Origin of the sequence: Methylobacterium litchii, from assembly GCF_038442315.1 — a bacterium.
Taxonomy (GTDB): domain Bacteria; phylum Pseudomonadota; class Alphaproteobacteria; order Rhizobiales; family Beijerinckiaceae; genus Methylobacterium; species Methylobacterium litchii.
The window spans coordinates 1-20,523 of the sequence record NZ_JBBXMY010000025.1; the positions used below are offsets into that span (position 1 = coordinate 1).

The 20,523-nt window shown below is 64.8% G+C and carries 26 protein-coding genes and 3 pseudogenes; 9 read left to right on the forward strand and 20 right to left on the reverse strand.

Translation table 11 applies throughout. The annotated features are described in order from the left end of the window. A pseudogene (locus AAHF99_RS25120) lies at positions 1-118 on the forward strand (IS5/IS1182 family transposase); the annotation flags it as partial. Positions 119-263: 145 nt separating this feature from the next. On the opposite strand, the gene AAHF99_RS25125 reads toward AAHF99_RS25120, so the two are convergent. The 6 genes from AAHF99_RS25125 to AAHF99_RS25150 form a co-directional block, all read right to left on the reverse strand. Then, positions 264-497 carry a hypothetical protein gene (locus AAHF99_RS25125; protein WP_342167082.1) on the reverse strand — a complete coding sequence of 78 codons (234 nt, stop codon included), beginning with the start codon at positions 495-497 and terminating at the stop codon, positions 264-266. Between the two features lie 187 nt (positions 498-684). After that, positions 685-960, reverse strand: coding sequence for a hypothetical protein (locus tag AAHF99_RS25130; protein ID WP_342167083.1), 276 nt, complete (start codon positions 958-960; stop codon positions 685-687). Continuing rightward, on the reverse strand, positions 957-1,418 hold the full coding sequence (locus tag AAHF99_RS25135) for a hypothetical protein (protein ID WP_342167084.1): 462 nt from the start codon (positions 1,416-1,418) through the stop codon (positions 957-959). Before AAHF99_RS25135 ends, AAHF99_RS25130 begins: the two co-directional genes overlap by 4 nt. Before the next feature lie 256 nt (positions 1,419-1,674). Next, entirely contained in the window at positions 1,675-2,736 is a 1,062-nt protein-coding gene (locus AAHF99_RS25140) for a hypothetical protein (RefSeq protein WP_342167085.1), read from the reverse strand. Between the two features lie 17 nt (positions 2,737-2,753). Continuing rightward, a complete protein-coding gene (locus AAHF99_RS25145; protein WP_342167086.1) occupies positions 2,754-3,404 on the reverse strand; it encodes a hypothetical protein in 651 nt (216 codons plus the stop codon). A 139-nt stretch (positions 3,405-3,543) separates the two neighbouring features. Next, complete coding sequence (locus AAHF99_RS25150; protein WP_342167087.1) at positions 3,544-3,741, reverse strand: hypothetical protein; 198 nt, start codon at positions 3,739-3,741, stop codon at positions 3,544-3,546. 378 nt (positions 3,742-4,119) lie between these two features. On the opposite strand from AAHF99_RS25150, the gene AAHF99_RS25155 reads away from it, so the two are divergent. After that, positions 4,120-4,362, forward strand: coding sequence for a hypothetical protein (locus tag AAHF99_RS25155; protein WP_342167088.1), 243 nt, complete (start codon positions 4,120-4,122; stop codon positions 4,360-4,362). A 121-nt stretch (positions 4,363-4,483) separates the two neighbouring features. On the opposite strand, the gene AAHF99_RS25160 is transcribed toward AAHF99_RS25155, so the two are convergent. From AAHF99_RS25160 to AAHF99_RS25195, 8 genes are all read right to left on the reverse strand, one after another. Next, complete coding sequence (locus AAHF99_RS25160) at positions 4,484-5,413, reverse strand: DUF1376 domain-containing protein (protein WP_342167089.1); 930 nt, start codon at positions 5,411-5,413, stop codon at positions 4,484-4,486. Beyond that, positions 5,410-6,816 carry a replicative DNA helicase gene (locus AAHF99_RS25165; RefSeq protein ID WP_342167090.1) on the reverse strand — a complete coding sequence of 469 codons (1,407 nt, stop codon included), beginning with the start codon at positions 6,814-6,816 and terminating at the stop codon, positions 5,410-5,412. The genes AAHF99_RS25160 and AAHF99_RS25165 overlap by 4 nt, the downstream gene beginning before the upstream one ends. After that, a complete protein-coding gene (locus AAHF99_RS25170) occupies positions 6,813-7,037 on the reverse strand; it encodes a hypothetical protein (RefSeq protein WP_342167091.1) in 225 nt (74 codons plus the stop codon). The genes AAHF99_RS25165 and AAHF99_RS25170 overlap by 4 nt, the downstream gene beginning before the upstream one ends. 481 nt (positions 7,038-7,518) lie before the next feature. Beyond that, positions 7,519-8,157 (reverse strand): hypothetical protein, encoded by a 639-nt coding sequence (locus AAHF99_RS25175; RefSeq protein WP_342167092.1) that lies wholly within the window; start codon positions 8,155-8,157, stop codon positions 7,519-7,521. Positions 8,158-8,299: 142 nt separating this feature from the next. Further along, positions 8,300-8,506 (reverse strand): helix-turn-helix transcriptional regulator, encoded by a 207-nt coding sequence (locus AAHF99_RS25180; RefSeq protein WP_342167093.1) that lies wholly within the window; start codon positions 8,504-8,506, stop codon positions 8,300-8,302. 61 nt (positions 8,507-8,567) lie between these two features. Next, positions 8,568-8,819, reverse strand: a complete 252-nt coding sequence (locus AAHF99_RS25185; RefSeq protein ID WP_342167094.1) for a hypothetical protein — start codon at positions 8,817-8,819, stop codon at positions 8,568-8,570. Between the two features lie 2 nt (positions 8,820-8,821). Then, positions 8,822-9,895: a hypothetical protein gene (locus AAHF99_RS25190; protein WP_342167095.1), complete on the reverse strand. Its 1,074-nt coding sequence runs from the start codon at positions 9,893-9,895 to the stop codon at positions 8,822-8,824. A gap of 11 nt (positions 9,896-9,906) precedes the next feature. Continuing rightward, positions 9,907-10,173: a hypothetical protein gene (locus AAHF99_RS25195; protein ID WP_342167096.1), complete on the reverse strand. Its 267-nt coding sequence runs from the start codon at positions 10,171-10,173 to the stop codon at positions 9,907-9,909. A 378-nt stretch (positions 10,174-10,551) separates the two neighbouring features. Between AAHF99_RS25195 and AAHF99_RS25200 the strand changes: the two genes are divergently transcribed. The 3 genes from AAHF99_RS25200 (at position 10,552) to AAHF99_RS25210 (ending at position 13,244) form a co-directional block, all read left to right on the forward strand. Beyond that, entirely contained in the window at positions 10,552-10,785 is a 234-nt protein-coding gene (locus tag AAHF99_RS25200) for a hypothetical protein (RefSeq protein WP_342167097.1), read from the forward strand. Positions 10,786-10,992: 207 nt separating this feature from the next. Beyond that, positions 10,993-11,553 carry a hypothetical protein gene (locus AAHF99_RS25205; protein WP_342167098.1) on the forward strand — a complete coding sequence of 187 codons (561 nt, stop codon included), beginning with the start codon at positions 10,993-10,995 and terminating at the stop codon, positions 11,551-11,553. Between the two features lie 224 nt (positions 11,554-11,777). Next, entirely contained in the window at positions 11,778-13,244 is a 1,467-nt protein-coding gene (locus AAHF99_RS25210) for a DUF4041 domain-containing protein (RefSeq protein ID WP_342167099.1), read from the forward strand. A 4-nt stretch (positions 13,245-13,248) separates the two neighbouring features. Here the strand turns inward: AAHF99_RS25210 and AAHF99_RS25215 are convergent, their stop codons facing one another. Continuing rightward, positions 13,249-14,493, reverse strand: coding sequence for a tyrosine-type recombinase/integrase (locus AAHF99_RS25215; RefSeq protein ID WP_342167100.1), 1,245 nt, complete (start codon positions 14,491-14,493; stop codon positions 13,249-13,251). Between the two features lie 452 nt (positions 14,494-14,945). On the opposite strand from AAHF99_RS25215, the pseudogene AAHF99_RS25220 reads away from it, so the two are divergent. Together AAHF99_RS25220 and AAHF99_RS25225 are read left to right on the forward strand one after the other, a co-directional pair. After that, positions 14,946-15,209, forward strand: a pseudogene (locus AAHF99_RS25220) (integrase core domain-containing protein); the annotation flags it as partial. 36 nt (positions 15,210-15,245) lie between these two features. Further along, positions 15,246-16,223: pseudogene (locus AAHF99_RS25225) on the forward strand (amidohydrolase family protein). A 66-nt stretch (positions 16,224-16,289) separates the two neighbouring features. Here AAHF99_RS25225 and AAHF99_RS25230 read toward each other — a convergent pair. Further along, the gene (locus AAHF99_RS25230; protein ID WP_342167101.1) at positions 16,290-16,703 is read right to left on the reverse strand and encodes a VOC family protein; all 414 of its coding nucleotides are present in this window, start codon (positions 16,701-16,703) and stop codon (positions 16,290-16,292) included. An 87-nt stretch (positions 16,704-16,790) separates the two neighbouring features. Here AAHF99_RS25230 and AAHF99_RS25235 point away from each other — a divergent pair, with 87 nt between their 5' ends. Next, a complete protein-coding gene (locus AAHF99_RS25235) occupies positions 16,791-17,510 on the forward strand; it encodes a helix-turn-helix transcriptional regulator (protein ID WP_342167102.1) in 720 nt (239 codons plus the stop codon). A gap of 23 nt (positions 17,511-17,533) precedes the next feature. Here AAHF99_RS25235 and AAHF99_RS25240 read toward each other — a convergent pair whose 3' ends face one another. The 4 genes from AAHF99_RS25240 to AAHF99_RS25255 form a co-directional block, all read right to left on the reverse strand. Next, the gene (locus AAHF99_RS25240; RefSeq protein WP_342167103.1) at positions 17,534-17,827 is read right to left on the reverse strand and encodes a muconolactone Delta-isomerase family protein; all 294 of its coding nucleotides are present in this window, start codon (positions 17,825-17,827) and stop codon (positions 17,534-17,536) included. A 96-nt stretch (positions 17,828-17,923) separates the two neighbouring features. Next, a complete protein-coding gene (locus tag AAHF99_RS25245) occupies positions 17,924-18,292 on the reverse strand; it encodes an antibiotic biosynthesis monooxygenase family protein (RefSeq protein ID WP_342167104.1) in 369 nt (122 codons plus the stop codon). 1 nt (position 18,293) lies between these two features. Then, entirely contained in the window at positions 18,294-18,797 is a 504-nt protein-coding gene (locus AAHF99_RS25250) for a MarR family winged helix-turn-helix transcriptional regulator (protein ID WP_342167105.1), read from the reverse strand. A 126-nt stretch (positions 18,798-18,923) separates the two neighbouring features. Next, a complete protein-coding gene (locus tag AAHF99_RS25255; RefSeq protein ID WP_412759950.1) occupies positions 18,924-19,595 on the reverse strand; it encodes an O-methyltransferase in 672 nt (223 codons plus the stop codon). Positions 19,596-19,688: 93 nt separating this feature from the next. On the opposite strand from AAHF99_RS25255, the gene AAHF99_RS25260 reads away from it, so the two are divergent. Then, positions 19,689-20,354, forward strand: a complete 666-nt coding sequence (locus AAHF99_RS25260) for a TetR family transcriptional regulator (RefSeq protein ID WP_342167106.1) — start codon at positions 19,689-19,691, stop codon at positions 20,352-20,354. Positions 20,355-20,523 lie beyond the last annotated feature (169 nt).

Sequence of the window (20,523 nt, forward strand, 5' to 3'; positions counted from 1 at the left end):
CGCCCAGTTCCGCCGCCTTGCCATCCGCTACGAACGACGGGCCGACATCCATCTGGCCTTCTCGACCCTGGCGGCCGCCCTCATCGTTTGGCGCTTCATCGAACGATGGTTTTGTTAGGCGCTCTAAAGCAGGCTTGGCACCTCTGCGTGCGGGAGGCCTTCGCGCATCAGCCGACCGGTCAGAGCCGAGCCGGGAATGAGCGCAACGCCTTGGACGAGTGCAAAGAACGTGAGGATGCGTATGTCGCCGCGCTGATGGCGGCTCACCCGCAGTCGATGTGGGCAAGAGCCTGGACGGCGATCGCCGAACCGTTGTCAGCCTGGATCGGACTAATTCGGCGCTGACGATCTCGGTGCAGCGTCACCGCTGGCGCCAGAACGGTTGGGAACGGCACGCCGAGCAGCGCGCTCAGCGGCAGGGCGGTCGGGCCAGTGCGCGCGAGCGCCAGCCCGACGCATATGCTATCGAGGTCATTGACGAAGATACGCGCCTGCAACGCGATCGAGGTGGTCTTGGCGGCGGTGAACGCCCACTCTGACTCCTCCGGCCCTTCTTCCCAAGCGTGAAACAGGCCGAGGATGCACAGGCACGCTGCTACCTAAGAATGCTGGAATAGGTCAGTCCTGCTGGCAAGTTGTGAGATCCTCGGCAATCATAGTTGCGGCTTTCATCCGCATGCCACCTCAATGCTGTATCTCTAGGGGTGGTTGGACCGGAATCGCACCAACCCATGCTGACACCGCATCGACCGTCCGCAGTTCCGGCGCTTGGCGGAGCAGCAGCACCGCCGCGTCGGGCGAAAGGTCGAGGCGTAGGACGAGGGCAAAAGCGATGAGGCGGCGCTCCTCGGCGTCGGCCTCCGGCGCGCCCATGATCGTATCAATGCGGCTGTCCCGCCGGAGCCGGCTAACTTCCGCGCGTTCTGCGGCGTCGAGGTGGTCGAAATCTGTCAGGGTCATCGTTTCGCCCGGAAGGCTGCGAGTAGGGCCAGATTGGATTCATGTATGGAGGGGATGGTGTTCTCAGCCGCGACACGCTCCGCGTCGTAGATGCTTATGGCTTGGGCGAGATGATCGAAGGCGAACTGGACGTTGTCAGGCATCGACAGGGCACGGTAGTCCGCCAGCAGCTCCTGCATGTCTCCGAGGGCCAACGCCCGGTCAGCATCGCTCCGGATGTCCCTCAGTCCCCGATATTTGGCAGCAAGGGGCGGGCATTCCGGTTCAACGACTGTCGGCGCGGGCAGCGCTGGCTCCGGCCGGGCCGCCACTTCGGCGTCGTAGGCGTCGATGGCTTCGGCGATAGCGTCGAACTTGGCCTGCTCATCAGCGGGCATGGTGCAGGCACGCCAATCTGCGAGAATGGCCCCCAACTGGTCCGCCGCTTCCCTCCGTTCGACCTCGGTACGGACGATCATGCGATCACCTCGCGATCAACTCGGAACGTGACGCGCCGGCGCGTGTCAGCTGCGGGACAAGCGCGCCGAAGCCAGATCCGGACGCCGCACGGCGTACAGTGAGTGGTGATCTGCGCGGTTTCGGTGCGGCCGGTGCTGACCATGGCTCACCCATTATGGGGAAATTGAGGGATGGCACCTGCGGCGCTCGGGACCTGAAACCGTGCGCCGCAGGTGCCTCGCCAGACGGTCGGAGGAGCCGCCCGGCGATCTCGGATCAGGCAGCCTCCCGCTGCTCGGCGAGCCAGGCCTCCCGGCGGCGCTCCGTCTCCGCGGCGCGCCATTTTTCGAGGACGAAGCCAAGGGGTTCGAACTCTGAGGCGGTACGGTGATGGGTCCGCGCCTGAGATGCCCGCATGACATTCGACCAGTTCGGCGGTTCGGTGCGATGGGCCATGCCCTGCGCGATGGCTTCTTCAGCAACGGGCACCGGCAAATGCTTCTGGCCGGCCGAGATCAGCTCTGGGACGTGCCCCGCCTTCGTCACGTAGGAAAAATCGTCGGTCACGTAGACCTGGATTTCCTGACGATCCGGCTCGAAGTTCGGCTCCGGCTGACTGTACCGCGCCAGGATCGGAGCAGATGAGCCTCCGCGCACGGACGCGGCCCGGTTGCGCATGGGATCGGTCAGCAGGGGTTTCTCCGGCTCACCGCCCTCCGTCGCCTCGATGCGTCGGGCGCTGACGTAGCCGAACGGCTCCTGTCGGCCGGCCTCGGAAACCTCGACCTGCGGCATGGCGGTCGCGATCATATGGCCGACGAGGTAGGCCGCGACCTGCTCGGGCGAGTCGCTGTCCCGCATGCCGAGTATGTCCCGCTTGGCAAAGAGGGGTGCGGCGGTGGGTGTAATGGCCGAGGCGAAGGCCTCGCTGGCCTTGGCCAGGACCTCGACGGCTCGGCGTACCTTCTCGGCGGCAGCGTCGATGGCGTCGCTGTCACGCTCCAGCCCGGCCGCGACGGCTTCGACCTGGGCGGCGGCGCGACCGGCCTCGATCCGTTCCTCGGTGGCTGCAATTCGCCGGTCCAGCTCGGCCAGCGCGTCGGCGATGCCGAAGGCCGTGCCTTCGATCTCGCGACAGGCGTGCTCGGCTTTGGCGACCTCGGCGGCCGATGAGCCCTCAATGAGCGCTTTGCGGCGCGCGGCGAGCGCGGCCTCGACCTCGACCGCGACGGCGGATTGGCGTGCCCTCAGGTTCTCACGGGTGAGGGTAAGGCCAGCAAGCTGCGACTCGGGCGTCGAGTGCGAGGGCTTGGTGGCTTTCGGCAATGGCGTCTTCATAGGCGATCTTCCTTCAGTCAAGCGAACTGGGCTTCGGGTTCGCCCATCTCGGTCAGGAGTTGATGGATCGAGGCGCTGAGGGCGACACTCAGCGTCCGTGGATCGACGCTGCCCGTGCGAGCGTCGATTTTCAGGGCCGTGGCCATCTCGATCGCCACGCGACCGGGCCATGACAGCAGCGTGTCGCGGATGGCGCGGGCCTCGTTAAAGAATGCGGCCTCGGCCGCGGCGCGGTCGATGAGCTTCCGTTCGGCGACTTCGAATTCGAGCTTCCGGAGCAGCGCCAGATAGGTCTCTTTCATCGCCCGAGCCTGGGCGGTCGTCATCAGGCGGCCGTCGACCAAGACGGTTTCGACGTCGTCCGCTTCGCCCGCAGCGTTATGATCGACTGGCCGTGCATCAGTTGATGCACGAGCTGATGCACGGCTTGATGCACGGGGGCGGCCGGGGCGCTGGTCCTGATGTTCCGCACGACCCTCGCGGCGGCCGGATCGGGTGAGATCGATGTTGGCCGCGCGATCTGCCAACACCTCGGAAAGCCTCACGTTTTTGCCGTGAGCGCGCACCGCGCCGGACTTGATCTGGCGGGAGAGCACACTGCGGTCGATGCCGAGGCGTTCCGCCGCCGCCGAAATGCTGAGGAGGGGGTCCGGGTCAGTGCCGTGCATCAAATTCAACCTTCGGCGCTAGGACGAGTCTGCGCCTTTACAGCCCGTGTCTCGGTCGAGCCGGTAGGGTCCCCCGACCCGTAACTCTCCCGACACAGTCGGCTGATCGGTCACAGATTTCGAGGATTGGCGCCATGGTTCAGGCCGCCTGCTGGAGATCCGGCCCGGTGGGGGTTGGCACGGTCAGGCCATCACGCTGGAGCTTCTCGGCCAGAGCCTGCCGGATGTAGGCAGATGGGGAGATGAAGGTCCGAGACGCGGCCGTGGCGATCAATGCCGGCACGGTATTTGGGACACGGGCGGCAATGCGGACTTCGTAGGAGGTACGGTTAGACATGGCGCCTCGCATGACAGTCGCTTGTCGCGTAGAAGTCAGACGAATTTACAGGAGCGCATGGCAGAATGGAATACAAACAAAACTGGCCTGTCATTGCCCGTTATTGCTTGGATTTGCTGTGACGTAGGCAAAGTTAGCTATCGTATTCGGCAGCCGACGCGGCGGGGCACCTTCCGCCAGCCGTCAAGCACGGCATTCCATCCCGCCTTGTCGGCCTCCGGCATGCGAGCCTTCGCGTCACGCATCCGGTCCTCCGGTGTCCCTTTGGCTGCATCCGCACGACGGCGGCGTATCGCGGGTCTGAACCTAGCCGACCGCCATCGGTTGCCGTCCCGGCGCCAGGACCAAGCCACTACCGATCCGTCAGGAGAAGCCGAGATGACGAAGCTGTTCATTGCTCAGGTGCGGGATTCCGACGGGCCAAAACCGCTGGTGACGGTGCGGGCCGAGGCCGAGGGCGAGGCTCGCCTGTTCCTGGCTGCCCAGTACCCTGAAGCTGAGATCGAAAGCGTGGTCGAGCCGAGCGACTGGGCGTCCGATGCCGACACTGGGAGCAAGGCGGGGGATATCCGCGAGCATCCCGGCGTCGAGTGGCAGCCGCCGTCCAGCTTGGCGGACTGAGATTGAGCAACACGACCTGCTGCCAGGTTCGAGAGACCGATTCCCTTGCTGCTCAGGCAGGGCCCTAAGTCGCTGACAAGCCTCAACTTAAGGCCGATTTCCTTTGACGCTTGCAGATCCATTAGCCGGTCCCCGTCATCAGCGATTCGGGATGGGTGCTTGGGTGCATGATCCCGAACTCGGCCAGGATCCGCGGCGGCACGGCGGTGCGCGGATCGTCCGGCGCAGGCGTCCGGGTTCGAAGCGGCCAGTGCCCTCGGCGGGTGCGCCAGTTCCGCACCTCGGAGCGCCATCGATCATCCGACAAGCCGGCGAGGTAGGCGGACGGGTCAGGGCGATCGGTGCCGGCATCCTGCGGCGGGTCTAGGTAATCCCGCCAACGCTGCCGGTTGAGCCAGACGTCGGCGCTCTGGACGAACTCAGTCCCAGCCTTGCCGAGACGGGTTTGCTCGGCGGCATAGGCCCGAGCTCCAGCGATGATCTCGGGAGGCTCAGCGCCTCGCCGTCGAGCTTCCAGCCAACGCTTCCGGGCCTGGGTCGTCGGGAAGGCAGTGCTGCGCTTTGGGTAGGCTTTTCGGAACTCGGCGAAGCCTTCGGGTTCGGTCCCCATGGGGACTATAGGGGATTCTTCTCTTTTCTCCTCTTCTCTGCTTCGCAGTGTCGAAGCAATTGCTTCGGCTGTATCGTTATCTTTCAATGGCTTAGCGCGACTTGCTCCGCTGTTGGTCCCGCCTTGGTGACCCGCTGCTCGACGTTTGGTCGCCACTTGCTCGCGCTTTGCTAGCTCGTTGGTCACCCTTTGGTTGGTCAGCCGACCGTCTTCTTGGACCTGGATTTTGCCCGCCGCGACCAGCTGCTTCAGCAGCGCGGCGGCTCGCGTATGGCCACACCGGAAAAGGCCCTGTAGGAGCCTCACCGAGTTCGGGATCGCGCCGCCGGAGCGGTACATCTGGTGGCAGAGGCGCAGGTAGGCGGCTTCGAGTTCGAGGGGGAGATCAACCGTGCCCTCGTCCCAAGCCTCGAAGTCCATCTTGTAGAACTCGCCCCTCATCGCGCTGCCTCCGCGAGCACGTTGCAGGCGATGTCGCAGAAGCAGGTGATGCGATTTGTGGGACCGGATCGCTGCTTGAGGATCTCGATCTCAAGCTCGTTCTGGCAGCGGGCCAGCCGGTCCTGCTCTTCGTCGGAAAGATCGGGCTGGCGATCGAGGTAGTAGGCCTCCCGATAGAGGCCGAGCACCACGTCGGCATCCTGTTCGATCGAACCTGATTCCCGAAGATCAGCGAGCTGCGGGCGCTTGTCCTGGCGTTTCTCGGCCTCGCGGTTGAGTTGGCTCAGCCCAAGGACCGGGATGCCCAGTTCCTTCGCCAGTCCCTTCAGGCCGGACGAAATCTCCGTCATCTCCTGCACCCGGTTGCCGGCGTAGCGCTTCGAGGGTCGGATCAGGCCGATGTGGTCGATGATGATCGCCACGAGGGGGAAGCCGCGCCGCTCGGCTCGCAGTCGCATCTGGCGGGCCCTGGCCGCGATCTGGCCGAGGGTGAGGCCGACCTGGGGCTCGATCCACAGCGGCAGCTTGGCGACGTCATCCTGAGCATCCACGAGGCGCTGCAGGTCCGTGTCGCTGAGCCCGCGTGCCTCGGCGATCGAGCGGTACGTGAGCGGCGAGACGGCACGGGGGTCGTAGGCTACGGCCGCCAGCACACGCTCCGAGAGCTCATCCGCGCCCATTTCCAGAGAGAAGAAGCCCACGGCGCCGGAGCGCCGCGCGGCGTTCAGGGCGACGTGCAGCGCGACCGTCGTCTTGCCCATACCGGGCCGGCCGGCGAGCACAACGAACTGGCTCGGCCGCATTCCGAGGGTGTCAGCATCGAGCTTCGGGAGTCCGTAGGGCACGCCGCGTGGGGCTCGGCCTTTCCGTGTGTCATCGACCCGGACCAGCACTGCATAGGCGCCGTCCCCTACGCTGATCCGCCGGGCGTGCTCGGCGAGACCGGCGCTAGCCACCTCGTCCAGCGTGGCGATCATGTGGGTGGCATACTCGGCCGGGTCGCTGATCGAGCCGTCCGTCATGCGGGCGACAGCCGCCTGAGCCGTCTCCAGCACCCGACGCATCCGTGCCGCCTCAGCGATGAGACGGGCGTAGCCGGGGGCTCCGACGACAGTGATGGCCTCGGCCGCGAGCTTCGCCAGATAGGTGCTTGTCTTCACCCCGCCGAGGTCGACTTCGCCGAGGATCGCGGTCAGCAGCCGCCAATCAATCACCTCGCCTTCGTCTCGTCGCCGGCACATCGCCTCGAAAAGCTGGCGGTGCACGTCGTCGTAGAAGTCTTCGGTCCGGACGTGATCGCGGGCCCGGTCTAGCGCCTCCGCGTTGTGCAGGGCGGCGCCAAGCAAAGCCTGTTCGGCGCCAACTGCGTTCGGAGGGGTGTGAGGCAATCCCGGAGCGTTCATCGCGAAGCCTCCCGCTCGGCCTCCTGCAATGCCTCGATAAGCCCGGGAATCAGTCCGACACCGACGCAGATACCATTGCGGGTTGGGAGGCGGTTGCCCCCGCCGACATCGGCGAGGATCCGGACGTCGCAGAGGTGGTGGCCGTTCAGGTCCACCAAGGCGACACGAACCGTCTCGGTGTTGTTCTTCACCAGTTCGGCGATGGTGCGGGGCTCACTCATGCGCAGCCTCCTCGCAGGAAGGTACGTGCCGAGGCGTGGCCGGCGATCACGGCCACAACCATGCCCTTGCGGTCGATCACGGCAACGACAGGTGGTGAGGCCTCGACCGGCCGGACGGTCTTGCGCGGACTGCGGCCCGCACCCCTCGCGTCAGCCATGACCGTCCTCCGAGGTGGAGTGGATCACGCGCCCAAGCCGGGCTAGTGCCCATTCGTCGAGCAGTTCGACTGGGTATAGCGGGACCCGTCCAGCCTTCTGAAATGGCGGGCCACCGCCCAGACAGGCGAGCTTCGCTAGCGTCGCGATCGCCATCTCGATCCCATGCCGGTCTAGAAGGTGCCGGCTGGCCTCCCAGCGACGGAGGCGCGGCTTCCCGGGCTTGGCTGGTGGGCAAAGCTCCGCCGACCCCCTCGAAAGGGGCTGTGAAACTTCTGTCATGATTTAGGCTCCTACGGGTGCAATTGAGATCGAAGCGAGGGTCTCAGTTCTGCTCGTCGTATCTTCCTGTCAGTTCATTCAAGACTTTAAGATGCTCGCCGCTATCAATCAGTCTCTGCATGCTTTTCATGGCCAGATCGGAGCCGTTCGGGCGTTGGCGATAAATAAATGCACCGCACCAGAACTCATCCTGTATTTCGAGGTTGAAGCGACTGGCTCGATTGATGAGCACAGTTAAAGCGCGGGATGCGTTCGTGAGGGTCAGGCCGACAGTGGGGACGCCGTCCTGCGACAGGGACTGAGCGATCTCTAGAATGGTGCCGCACACCGGCTTCACCCGCTGAATACCAGCCGGCTGAAACCGGCCGCACAAAATCTCCTCGATGTGCTCGGCGGTGCCTTCGGCGAGCTGCCAAGCCGTCTTTACAATTCGGGGCCATTCGGCCTGAAGCGCCACTGGCAAGTCACCGGCGACGTCGGCTGCCCTCATCACGTTCACACCGTGCCCGTTGACTAGCTCCTGGGACACGATGGTCAGGAAGGCCTCAAAGAATGTGTAGCCGCGGCCGGAGGCCTTCTGATCTATGGAGAACGGCAGCTGGTTCCGCCGGGATAGGGATGCCAGTGCATCAGCGGAAAGCCCCGTGACGGAGCAGAACTGACTACGGGTGAGGTCAGGCATAGCGAACCGTATCTGGTCTGTTTGACATCTTATGCTCTTTGAACCACCTCCGACCTATCGTGTCAACCAGACTAGATGCGGAGTTTTAGGATTCCGGGGTAGGGGCGATCCGCCCGTGCTGTATGGGCGAGCGGTCGATAGATCAGCTCTGAGGGTGATCCAGCTTCCGGCTCTCGACCCAGGCGTCGAGGTCGCCGCGACGGACGCCAGACCGGCGCTCGCTGAGCTGCAGCAGCGGCGGCCCCTTTCCTTCCCGGCAAATCCGACGGAGCGTGGTGGCGCTGAGGCCCAGTTCGCGGCACACGTCGGGGAAGCGCACCACGGCGCGCGCGGGGTCGATCTGAACCATCGGCGATCTCCATTCGGCCACGGAGGGTCCCGAGACTTCAGCAGCCGACTGGTCGGGCCGCTTAGGAGCCTTCCAGATCGCAATCGTTACCGCGCAGCCACACGACTTGCGAAACGTGGCCCTCGGGCGCTCCGAGGCTCGGCTCGGTTTCACCTCCGCATTCGAGGTCTGGATCGCCGTCGAGATCGTCCAGGGCGGCCACCAAGCCGTCGACGGCATCGAGGGCTAGGGCGAGAGCGCCGGCGATGCGCGCCCGCGTGTCGGGCTTTACCGGCACCGCCGGCCGAGGACGGAAGGTGATGACGTTCGGCATGGTCAGCGGCCTTCACGTTGCGCAGTGGCGTAGTCCAGCAGCTCGTGAGCAAAGGCTTCAAGCTCGTCCGGATCTTCGTTGTCGATGACGGACGGGGCTAGCGTATAGAGGCGAGTCTTCCGATCGCAGCGCCTGCCAGCCGAGCGTCGTTCAGCCTCCCGCTCGGCCGCATACTCGACTGCTGTCAGCGCATCGCCGAGCGATGTCACCAGCTTGTGAGCTGCAGTGCCTCTGTCGGCGCTCCCACGATCCATTGCGCCGCGACAGCGATCGCCCCACGAAAAGGCATACGCAACATCACCGAGGCATTTCGCCGTGTCTCGAACGGTCTGCAATTCGGACAGCGTGGCCGAGGCGAGATTGACCAGGCTGACGAGGTTCAGTGCATCGGCGGGCACTGCGAACTCGCCGCGCACACTGCCGGCTCGCGATAGGACGTCGAGATGCAATTCCCGGCGCAGGCGTTCCTCACCTTCGGCTGTCGAACTGGCATCCGCTCGGCGGCCGAACTCAGCCAGCGCGATGCCACGCAGGCGTCCCAGCTCTATCACGATACCCTCGGGGATGCGGACGAAGCCGAGAGGCTCAATGGCAGGCGAGGCCATAAAGCCGGGCGGCGGGGCGTGCCAGTCGACCGACTCGACTGATGAGCATGCGCTCGCTTCGCCGATGATCGCTTCGTGGATGTCGAGCGCGATCCGACCCGTGAACGACTGCTCTGACCGGCGTTTCCCTGGGGAGACCTCCCCCGCGTATTCGAGCCAGCAGATGGCCAGCGCCTTCGCGAGCACGTTGTCCAGCGTCGGCGGCAGGCCCTCGGCGGCGTCGAGCAGAGCATCTCGACGCTCGGCGGCTTGCTCATAGGCAGCATCAGCCTCGGGGTCGTCTTCCGGCTTTCCGAGAGTCGCGTCCCAGGCGCGCCATCCGCCCATGATTTCGGTGGCTGTGGGTGGGGCGGCTGCCTCGGCTGGCGGCGTGCGCTTGATGAAGCGGCCAGCAGCATCCCGCGCGTGGGCCGCGCGCTGACGAAAGTCTGTGGCCGCGGGAGCGGCTTGAACGCGATTCGGCTTCGACACGGCGGCAGCCCTCACGCGATCGGCATGAAGCCGTAGGCGAACACGCCCCCGGCGATGAGGATGATGGCGGTGACGAGCTCGCCAGCTAGGTCGAGGAACCGCAGCGCACGGACGTGCGCCGTATCCGGCCGGATGGGGGCTACGGCTTCCCAAGCATCAACCGAGCCGGGGACAGCCTCATCAGCCTCAAGATGCGGCGTGGGGCGAGCATAGAGCGAAACGGGCGAGCGAAGGCGTTCACCGGCGCGTGCCGGTGCTGTAGAATGACGGGTAGCCATGATCGTCTCCAGAGGACGTGCCTGGTCAGGGACGGCTAGTGGTTGCAGCTACTCAGCCGTCCCGGTATAATTAGCGCTAGAAAATGGAGGCCGCAATAGCTAGCGCTAGAAAATCGTCGCGCGGTCGGCCTCGGATCGACGCAACGCCCGTGAACGTGAGGCTGCCGCCCGAGCAGCTGGCCCCGCTCGACGCCTGGATTTCAGATCAGCCGGATCCCAAGCCTACCCGCCCGGAAGCGGTGCGCCACGTGTTGGCGGACTGGCTCACCGGCCAGGGCTATTTGCGGCACAGGGAGGATCCTGAGGGGGCGAACTGACATCCTCGGTCAGCGTTGCCGCGCTGATGCCGCGTGATGTGGCGCCCAGTCTGAGAACCTGATGACATACACCCTTCAACGGCTCGCCCCGGGCAGCTTCGATCTCCTTCTTGACGGCAAGGTCGTCGGCAGCCTCGTCCGCGAGGTGTCCAAGGACGGCTACGAGGGCGATTGGCTTGTCGAAACGCTTACTGAAAGCCCGCCCTACCCAGCGCCATTCACGCAAGAGACCCACAAGTTCGGGACCCTGAAGGCTGCCGCAGATTGGCTTGAGGCTGACGTTCCCGATCTCTGACTTGGACTTCGCCCGGTGAGGCAGCGAGGTCGTGCCTGCGTAGTTCCTCGCCGGCCTCAAACCGGCCAGCGTCATCTTCATCGACGAGAATGGCGAAGGGCCGGGCGTCCGGCTGAAGAAGGCAGCCGGCGTCGATTGAGCTGGTCCCAAAATGTTGCGCCAGCCATCGAGCTTCGACGGCGCTGGCCTGCATGCTAAGGTTGCACCATGCCTCGCCTCGCCGCTGCCTTCGACCTGCAATTCCCCCTTGAGCAGATCGAACATTGGGCATCTCGCTACGCTTACCGTGATGATGCGGAGGCGATGGTGGCCGGGCAATTCATCGCGGGCGGCGAGCACACCCGAGCCCATCTACTGACGATTCATAGGTGGAAGACCAAGGGCCGAGGAAGGTCGCGCATCGCCTGTAACTCCGATGCCGAAATCGCCGATGCACTTGCGCTTGCAATTGCGGCCCGGACAGACCGGGCGGCCGCAGCTGTCCTGTGCGGCCTAGTAGGGGTACAGTTTCCAGTTGCTTCCGCGATACTGACGACAATAGATCCGGAGCGATATACCATAATAGATTTTCGCGCTCTGGAGGCGCTTGGGGCCAGCAAGAGCTATGTCGATATGCAATTGTTTCTCGAATATTTGAATTACTGCCGCGGTTTAGCTGCCGACAGAGGGGTCTCTCTTCGAACCCTCGATCGCGCACTTTGGCAGTGGTCGGCCGAAAACGGTACCCCCGAACCACCCGAAGATGCATCTGCCGCGATGCAACTGTGAGGTGGCTCTCGAAGCGTCGGATATGACTTTCGACGAGGAGAACGGCGAGATGTTAGGCGTGCGTCTTGAGAAGGCGTAGCCCTCCCACGGCGGCCGATCCTCTGTTCATCCTAGCTCGTGACAGCAAGGCGAAAGACAAACCTCTGGTGTTGTTGCGCGACAGACAAGTGCCACTAGCGCTGTCATCCTAGGGTGGCAGGATTTCCGCAGCAGGGCGCATAAAGATGCAGGTCGACCCGGTTGTACATTTCGTCGTTACGTTCGCGCTCGTCGTTTCGATTGGTGTTGTGATCGCACTGCTAGTACTCCTGCTCCGACAACGGAAAGCAACGGCAAAATTCCAGAGCCGATTTGCTGGCGTTATCGATGCTGATGCTGAGCTTGCACGGGTCGTTGAGGAGGCTACCAGGCGACGCGCAGAGACCGACGAGATCGCCGCCAAATATAGAGTGATTGAAACGCGCTACAAGAGCGTGACTGGCGCAGAAGAGATTGTCAACTCGCTAGAGAAGCAGGCCGTTCAGATCAAGAACGATGTCGAGCGAACCAAAGTTGAGTACAGGGAGAAAAGAGGTATTTACGATCGGCTGGTCAAAGAAGTTGCGATATTCGATGAGCGCTTATCGTTTGCCGAGATGGGCGTCTATGAGCCTCACTTCGATTTTGCCGATAGCGATCAGTACAAGCAGCAGATCGAGGAGGTACGTAGCCAGCAGAAACTCATGATCTCGGCTGGGACAGCTGTGACCTGCAGCGCCCAGTGGTCCGTCGATGGCAGCGAGGCCAAGGGCAGGACGATGACCAATCGGGCCATCAAGATGACGCTGCGAGCGTTTAATGGAGAGTGCGACGCGGCCATCGCGAACACACGTTGGAATAACGTCAACGCGATGGAAAAAAGGATCGAAAGAGCCAGAGATCAGATCAACAAGCTCAACGAGTCAAATCGCGTCGTGATAGAAAATGCGTATGCCACACTGAAGTTTGGCGAGCTGTTCTTGGCGCACGAATTAAGAGAAAAGCTCAAAGCGGAGAAAGATGAGCGTGCTGAGGCGGCTCGGGCATCGCGGGAGGAGCAGAAGCTGCTTCGTGACATCGAGGCTGCTGAAGAAGCGGAAGCCCGATACCAGCGTCTCCTCGCCAAAGCCAATGCCGAGGCGGCTAAGGCCACTGGAGCGAAGCTCGAGGCGCTGAGTGGTCAGATCAAGGTGCTCGAGGGCGATCTGGCGGACGCCCACGCGAAGGTGGAGCGTGCCCAGGCTCTCGCCGAGCGCACGCGGTCGGGCTACGTCTACATTATCTCAAATGTCGGTTCCTTCGGGAATGACGTAGTCAAGATCGGACTCACGAGGCGGCTCGATCCTTTAGACCGTGTAAGGGAGCTCGGCGACGCAAGCGTGCCGTTCACCTTCGACATTCATGCGATCATCTACAGCGACGATGCTCCCGCTCTTGAAAGATCATTGCACGCTGAGTTCGAGCGGACGCGCGTCAACGTGCAGAACTACAGGAAGGAGTTTTTCCGCGCATCAATCGACGAAGTGGAGGTTGCCGTGAAACGGCTCGCCCCCGCTGCGCCTTTCATCAAGGATGTTGAGGCGCAAGAATACCAAGAGACGCTCGCTAAGCGCCAGTTGGCGCTTAGCGCCGTAGGTATCGCAGCGGCGCCCGAGTTCCCCACCACCATCTGATCGCTCAGGCTCGGCCGGTCTCGCTCATCGCTCTCGCAACCTGCATCGCGACCCGGTCTGCAGCCGCGATCAGAACGGCATCAAGATGGTGAATATACCGCGATGTTAGCCCATGCCCGGCATGACCCAGCATGGCGCCTATCGTAGAGTCGCTGTAGCCGAGATCGCCTCCCGTCGAGGCGAATGAGTGCCGTAGTGTGTGAGCCGAGACGGCCTCCAGCCCGGTCTGGTCGACGATCCGCTCCAGTGCGTTGGAAAGGCTGGCGAAGCTTCCATCCCCGCGCGCGGCCGGCAAGACAAAAGGTGAGCCGGGTATGCGGGGGAGGGCGTTCAGCACGGCTTGTGCGGTCTTTCCGAGTGGCCGCACCGACGCCCCTTCCTTGGTATCCTCCAGCCTGAGACAGGATCCGGCAACATCGACCTCGGACCAGCGCAACTTCACGATCTCGCTCAGACGGCAGCCCGTGAGCGACAGTAGCCTCACACCGGCTACAGCCTGCCAGCGCTCGGTGCGGTTCTCTTTCGCTTGTGCGAGGGCTCGGCCGAGGATCCCATACTCCTCCACTGTAAGGCGACGGGTGCGCTTCCGATCGGCCGGGCGCTTCACCCCCGCCACCGGGTTCACAGTGATGATCCGCTCACTGATTGCGAAGCTCAAGATACCCCCCAGAAGCCCCACGGTGCGCGCGGCGGTTCCGGGGCCGCCCTCGACCACCGCCTTACCCCTAAAGCCCGTCTTGACCACCGTAGCCGTCTTGCCGGCCTGGATGTCACGGACGAACCGCTGGACATCGGGTTGGGTGAGTTCGATCACGAGACGGCGCCCGAGCAGAGGCTTGATGTGCCGCTCGATCCGACCTCGGTCGACGTAGAGGGTAGAGGCTTTCTTCGCCCGGCCACCCTTGCCCATAATCAGGCCCTTCTCGGTCGCCTGCAGGTAGGCGTCGCAGAGCTCAGCCACCGTCATTGATCCGCGACGGGTCGCTCTCTCTTCCGCAGGGTCTTGACCACGGGCGACCTCGCCTAGGAGCGCCTTGGCTTCCCGCCGGGCCTCGTCGGCCGTCAGCGCACCGTGCAAGCCGATGGTGACGCGCCTGGACCGGCCACCGGAACGGTACTGCACAAGGTAGCTGCACCGACCGGATGCGAACACCCGCACGCCGAAGCCCGGAAGATCGTCGCACCAGAGGAAGTAATCCCGACCGTTCGGCTCGGCCGCCTCAACGAGCCTTTTCGTGATCCTCGGCATGCCTTCCCTCCCGCCTGCGGAAGCACTGCGGAAGCACGCGGAAGCAATTCGCGACCCGCCGCAGAAATTCACGGAAAGGCCAACTGAGGGAATTTCACAAGGTACGGCAGAGAGTTGGCTACTACGGGAAAGCTGAGGTAATTACGCGAAAACAGGTTTGCATAATCCTCCGAAGGCAAAGGTCACACGTTCGAATCGTGTCGGGTGCGCCAACAGTTTGCCTCGGGAAAACAAGGACTTAGTTCCTTGGTCTGAGCGCCGGATCATCTCCTCAGCATCAGCCGGTCCCAATCTGGTCCCAGCTGCGAGGAAGTCCGATGGCAACCGTCCGTAAGCGGAACGGCAAGTGGCAGGCACAGGTCCGCAGGGTAGGGCATCCGGGGCGAGCCCGCAGCTTCGCTACCAAGCCTGAGGCTCAGCGGTGGATCCGAGACGTCGAGGCAGAGCTTGATGCTGCCGAGGCTTACCGGAGACAGCTCGCCCGCATGGGGGCGAGGCCGTCGATAAGCCGGACAGCCTGCTGCGACGATAACGCCCCGATGGGGAGCTTCTTCCACACGCTCAAGGTCGAGCTCGTCCATCGGCGACGATGGGCGACCCGGGATGACGCGCGGCGTGATCTGTTCGCCGACATCGAGGGCTCCTACAATCGGCAACGCATCCACTCGGCACTTGGCTATCTCACGCCCGGGCAAGCCGAGAGGACCGCGACATGATCTCCCTGTGTCCGCGACACCGAAGGAGGATCTGAGATGAAGCTGATCGCCGTTGAGGAGCACCTTCTCACGCCCGAGGTCAGGGTAGCCTGGACCGACCCCACCGCGGCGCCAGACCCGGCCTCCGCCTTCGATGCCGGCGAGATCGGCCAGCGCCTGGAAGACCTCGGCGAGGAGCGCCTGCGCCTGATGGATGAGGCAGGCGTCGACGTGCAGGTGCTCTCCCTCACCACGCCAGGCCTGCACAACCTCGCGCCCGACCGGTCCGTGGACTTGGCACGGCGTATCAACGATCGCATCGCCGAGGCGACGACGCGGCATCCAGGGCGCTTCCAAGGCCTGGCGGCGCTGCCGACCTCCGCGCCGGACGAAGCGCCGCGCGAACTGGAGCGCGCTGTGCGCGACCTCGGCCTGAAGGGCGCCATGCTCTGCGGCCGCACCCGTGAGCGCAACCTCGACCACCCGGATTTCGGGCCGCTCCTGGAGCGCGCGGCGGCACTGGGGGTACCGTTGTTCATCCACCCGCAGGTGCCGCAGCGAGCGGTGTGCGAAGCGCTCTACGCGGGCATTTCCCCACAGGTCGATCTGGCACTGTCGGCCTACGGACTCGGCTGGCACTATGAGGCCGGGGTGCAGTTTGTGCGCCTCGTTGCAGCCGGCGTGTTCGACCGCTTGCCCGATCTTCAGGTCATCCTCGGCCATTGGGGCGAGGTGGTTCTGTTCTACATCGAGCGGCTCGCCGTCCTCGACCGCGTCGCAGGTCTTCGGTGAAGCCTCGCCGAGGTTGCGCGAGAAAACCTCTCCATCACCGGGAGCGGGATGTTCAGCGAAGCGTACCTGCGGCGCTGCCTGGAGATCGTCGGCCCGGATCGCCTGCTGTTTTCCACCGATTACCCCTATCAGTATCGTCCCGGGCGGGAGGCGCGCCGCTTCCTCGATCGCGTGTCGTTCGATGAGGGAGATCGAGCGAAATTCGCGCATGGGAACTGGGAACGCCTGACCGGGTCGAACTGAGGTTGTGGCCCTCCATCGTCGAGGCGATCAGCCTGTGGGCGGCCACCGACAGCGCTGCGATCCGCATCAAAGCGAGGCCAGGTCGACGACCCAGGTGATCCCGAACCGGTCCTTCAGCATCCCGTAGAGGGGCGACCAAGCCGAGGGGCCGAGGGGCTGGAGCACCGTCGCGTCGGCGCTGAGGCCCTGCCAGTACGTCGTGACCTCGTCCTGGGAGGAGCCGCGCAAGGACACGTAGAAGGCGTTCTCGCCGGGATGCCACGGGCGCTCGGGCTGGACGTCGTAGGCCATGATGCGAAAGCCGGCGTCGGAGGCGACCTGCCCCCAGATGATCTTTCGCGCCTGCTCCGGGTCCGCCTCGCCGGCCAGTTCGCCGTAGGTGACGAGGATGGGCTCGCCGCCGAAGACCGTGGCGTAGAAGGCCAGTGCCTCCCGGGCCTGCCCATCGAAATTGAGATGCGTCGTCACCTGCACGGTCATGGTCGTCTCCGCTGTCCTTCGGGGTCGTTGCCAGCCCCATGACCGGACTGTACCAACGCCCAACTGACAGAACCCGGCAGTTGCGTGATGGCGCGGAGCGACCGCCTCTTTCGTCTGCTGCACGCCATGCGCGTGTTGCCGCCTCCGCTCACGGCCCAACGCCTCGCCGAGGAGACGGGCGTCTCGCTGCGCTCCCTGTACCGGGACATCGACAGCCTGCGCGCGGCGGGCGCGCGGATCGAGGGAGAGCGGGGCTACGGCTACCGGCTGACCGAGGACGTCGCGCTGCCGCCCCAGACCTTCGACCGCCTGGAGATCGAGGCGTTGGCGATCGGCATGGCGGGGGTGCACGCCATGGGCGATCCGGACCTCGCGCGGGCCTCGGCCTCGGTGCTGGCCAAGGTGGCGGCCACGCTCACCGACGAGCGCGAGCAACACTTGCTGCACGCCGTTTCCAAGGTTTACCGGCCCGAGGTCCGGCATGCGGCCACCCCCGACACGGTCCTGATCCGCGAGGCCTGCTGGCGGGAGGACAGGCTCACCATCCGCTATACGGACGAGCACGGGGCCGACACGCAGCGCACGATCCTGCCGCTCGCCATCGTGTACACCGAGCAGCGTTCGGTCGTCCTGGCGTGGTGCCTGCTGCGCGACGCGTTCCGCATGTTCCGGCTGGACCGCATCCGGGAGGCCCGCACCGGCGCCGGCAGCTTCCGCCCGCGACGGGCCTCCCTGCTCCGCGCCTATCTCGAACAGCTCAGGCACGCGGAGGCGAGCCCGGCGACCTCGCACGGCCCGCAAGCTTGAGGACACCCGGCGGCGTCGCGCGCTCAGTTGGCCAGTTCCGGCGCGTAGCCCGGATAGGGTGACAGTTCCTGCACATCGATGTCGATCAGGCCCGCCCTGGCCATCGGCAGCTCCGACAGGAGCGAGACGAGCTGATCGCGCGAGTCCGCCTCGCAGATGGCGACGACGCCGTTTCCCATGCGCCAGATCGACCGGAAAATGCCGTCGCGATAGTACCTGCGGGCGACGGCCCAGTCTTCCCTGGCCTTCTCCATCATGTCGGGGGGCGGATCGCTCAGGACCGCTTGCTTCGGCGTGCCGCGGAAGAAGAATTGCATCGTAGACCCCTCAGTCGGATTGCTGCTGTCCCGTCTCGATGTCGTGATGTCGGCCCATCGCCTCGGTCCGGACGATGGCCCTCTTCTGCCTCCCGGTCAGGCGGTGCAGATGCCGGGGATCTCGATCTTCCGGAACAGGTGCGGGCTCACTGTCACGTTCTCCGGGTAATCGGCGAGCTTGGCCTGGAACGCGGGGTTCGTGAACGCGGCCCGGAAGTGGGCCACCGACTGCCAGACGGCGTAGTTCAGGAAGACCCCACTGCCCGCGATGCCGCGATGCAGTTGCGTCGAGATGAAGCCCGGCTGTGCCTTCATCAGGCCGGCATCGCCCGTCCAGACTTCGAGCAACCTGTCGGCATCCTCGGGGGATGCGACGAACGTGTTGATCAGGACCACCGGTCCTTCCTCGGACTTCAGTTGATCGCCCAGCGTCACGGCTTGGCCCATCTCGACGAACTTCGGCATCTCAGGTCTCCTCGATCCTGGTGGGGGCCGGAGTGGCGGTGGAATGCGCGATGCGGCGCTGGATGTCGCGCAGCAACTCGCTTGCGGCCTCAATCTGCTCCGGCGGCAGATCGGCCATCAAAGTCTCGGCCCAGCGTCCGTGGCGCTCGCTCGCCTCGCGATAGGCCGCTTCGCCCTTCTCGGTCATCGCCACGAGCATGGCGCGCCGGTGGTGCGGGTTGGGTTCGAGGCGGACGAGGCCGTCCGCCCGCATCTCGTCCACCGAATACTGCACGGCCTGACGCGCCAGCCCCATGTTGCGCGCGATGTGGGCCACCGGCAGCGGCACGGGGGACAGGGAGATGGCACCGAGGACCTGCCACCGCGCACTGGTCAGCCCGAGGTCGGCGCCGAGCGCATTCCCGATGGCGAGCTGATCGCCGTTCAGGCGGAACACCTCGATCACGAGGCCGACATAGGCCCGGCGCAGGCGAGACTTCGGTTCGGTGGGCGATCCCTTCGTCATGAACCGAGGATGGGCTTTCGTAGACATTCGTCAACATGACAAAATTTTGTCAGTTGGTGCATGGTGGAAAAGACGCGTTGACTGGCGTGAACGCTGACGGCGGTCCCAGCGGGCGGGATGAGCCGTTCAGGCGAGGCGGATCGAGAGTTCGACGTCCTCGCCGAACGGCAGGGACAGGTAGCCCCGGGCCGGGTCGCAGACGCGGGCGAGATAGTCGGGGCTGTGGTCGGCGTTGTCGGCGACCACGAAGGCCCCCGGGCGCAACCGGCTCTCGACCAGATTCAGGATCTCCGGATAGAGCGCCTTGGCGCCGTCGAGCAGCAGCAGGTCGACGCTGTCGGGCAGGTCGAAGGCCAGGGTCTTGAGGGCGTCGCCCTCGCGGAACTCCACGAGGTCGATGAGGCCGCCGGCCGTGAGGTTGGCCATGGCGCGCGCGACCTTCGAGGGCTCGAACTCGCTGGTGATGAGCCGCCCGCCGCCGTTGTCGCGCAGAGCCGCGGCGAGGTGCAGGGTCGAGAGGCCGAACGACGTGCCGAACTCCACGACGGTGCGCGCGCGGCTTCCCCGGGCGAGCATGTAGAGCAGCCGGCCGGTCTCGCGCGAGACGGCGAGCGGCATGTCCTTCAGGCGTCCGTAGAAGTCACGGTACTCGGTCTTGCTCTGCATCAGGCGGTCACGCTCCGTGACCGAGAGGTCGGCCACAGCATCGAGCGGCGATGAAGCGTCCGCATCGACGAACAGACGGCTGATGAACGGCGCCAAAGGCGACGCGAGGAGGGAAGAAATAGGAGATGACATTGTTTTGAACCCACCGTCATTCTTGTTCGACTTGAACACCGACAAAATATGACGAATGGTACGCGTTCGCTATTCGCATTCCCGGCGCCGTCGATGACCGCTCCCGCAAGCCCCCGGATTTCCAGGCGAAAACAGCCGCAACAGGCCCGCTCGGCGAGTGTCGTGACGGCCATCCTGCAGGCGGCGAGTCAGGTTTTGGCGGAGGTCGGCGCCCAGCGCTTCACGACGGCGCGGGTCGCGGAGCGGGCGGGGGTCAGCGTCGGTTCGCTGTACCAATACTTCCCGAACAAGGCGGCGATCCTGTTCCAGCTCCAGAGCGACGAGTGGCGGGACACGACCGCCCTGCTCCGCGGCATCCTGGAGGATCACGCCCGCCCGCCGCGGGAGCGTCTCCGCGCGGCGGTCCACGCCTTCGTCCGCTCGGAGTGCGAGGAGGCGGCCATGCGCGTGGCGCTGGGTGACGCGGCCCCCCTGTATCGGGACGCCCCGGAGGCCGAGGAACCGCGCGCGGCCGGAACCCGCGCCATCCAGGCCTTCCTGCAGGACGCCGTCCCGGGCCTGCCGGAGCCCTCATGCCGGATCGCGGGCGACCTCATCGCTATGACGCTGAGTGCCGTGGGCGAAGCGATCTCGGAGAAGGCCCGCAGCGATACACGCATCGACATCTACACGGACGAGCTGGCCAAGATGCTGGTCGCTTATCTTGCCCACCTGAAAACGACCGGTGGTACACCCGATACGGTCCAACGTGAGGCGTAAGAGAACTTGGGTCTGGGGGCACTCCGAACGGCCGCCCCGACAGGATGGCTCTCGGAAAGTCCCTCGGGGTGGCTGCACGGCCGTCACGCGTCACGAGGGGCTACGCAGCAGGTCTGCTGACCCAAATTCTCGCTCGGAAGCAGACCGAAGGTTTCCCACCCGACCTGGC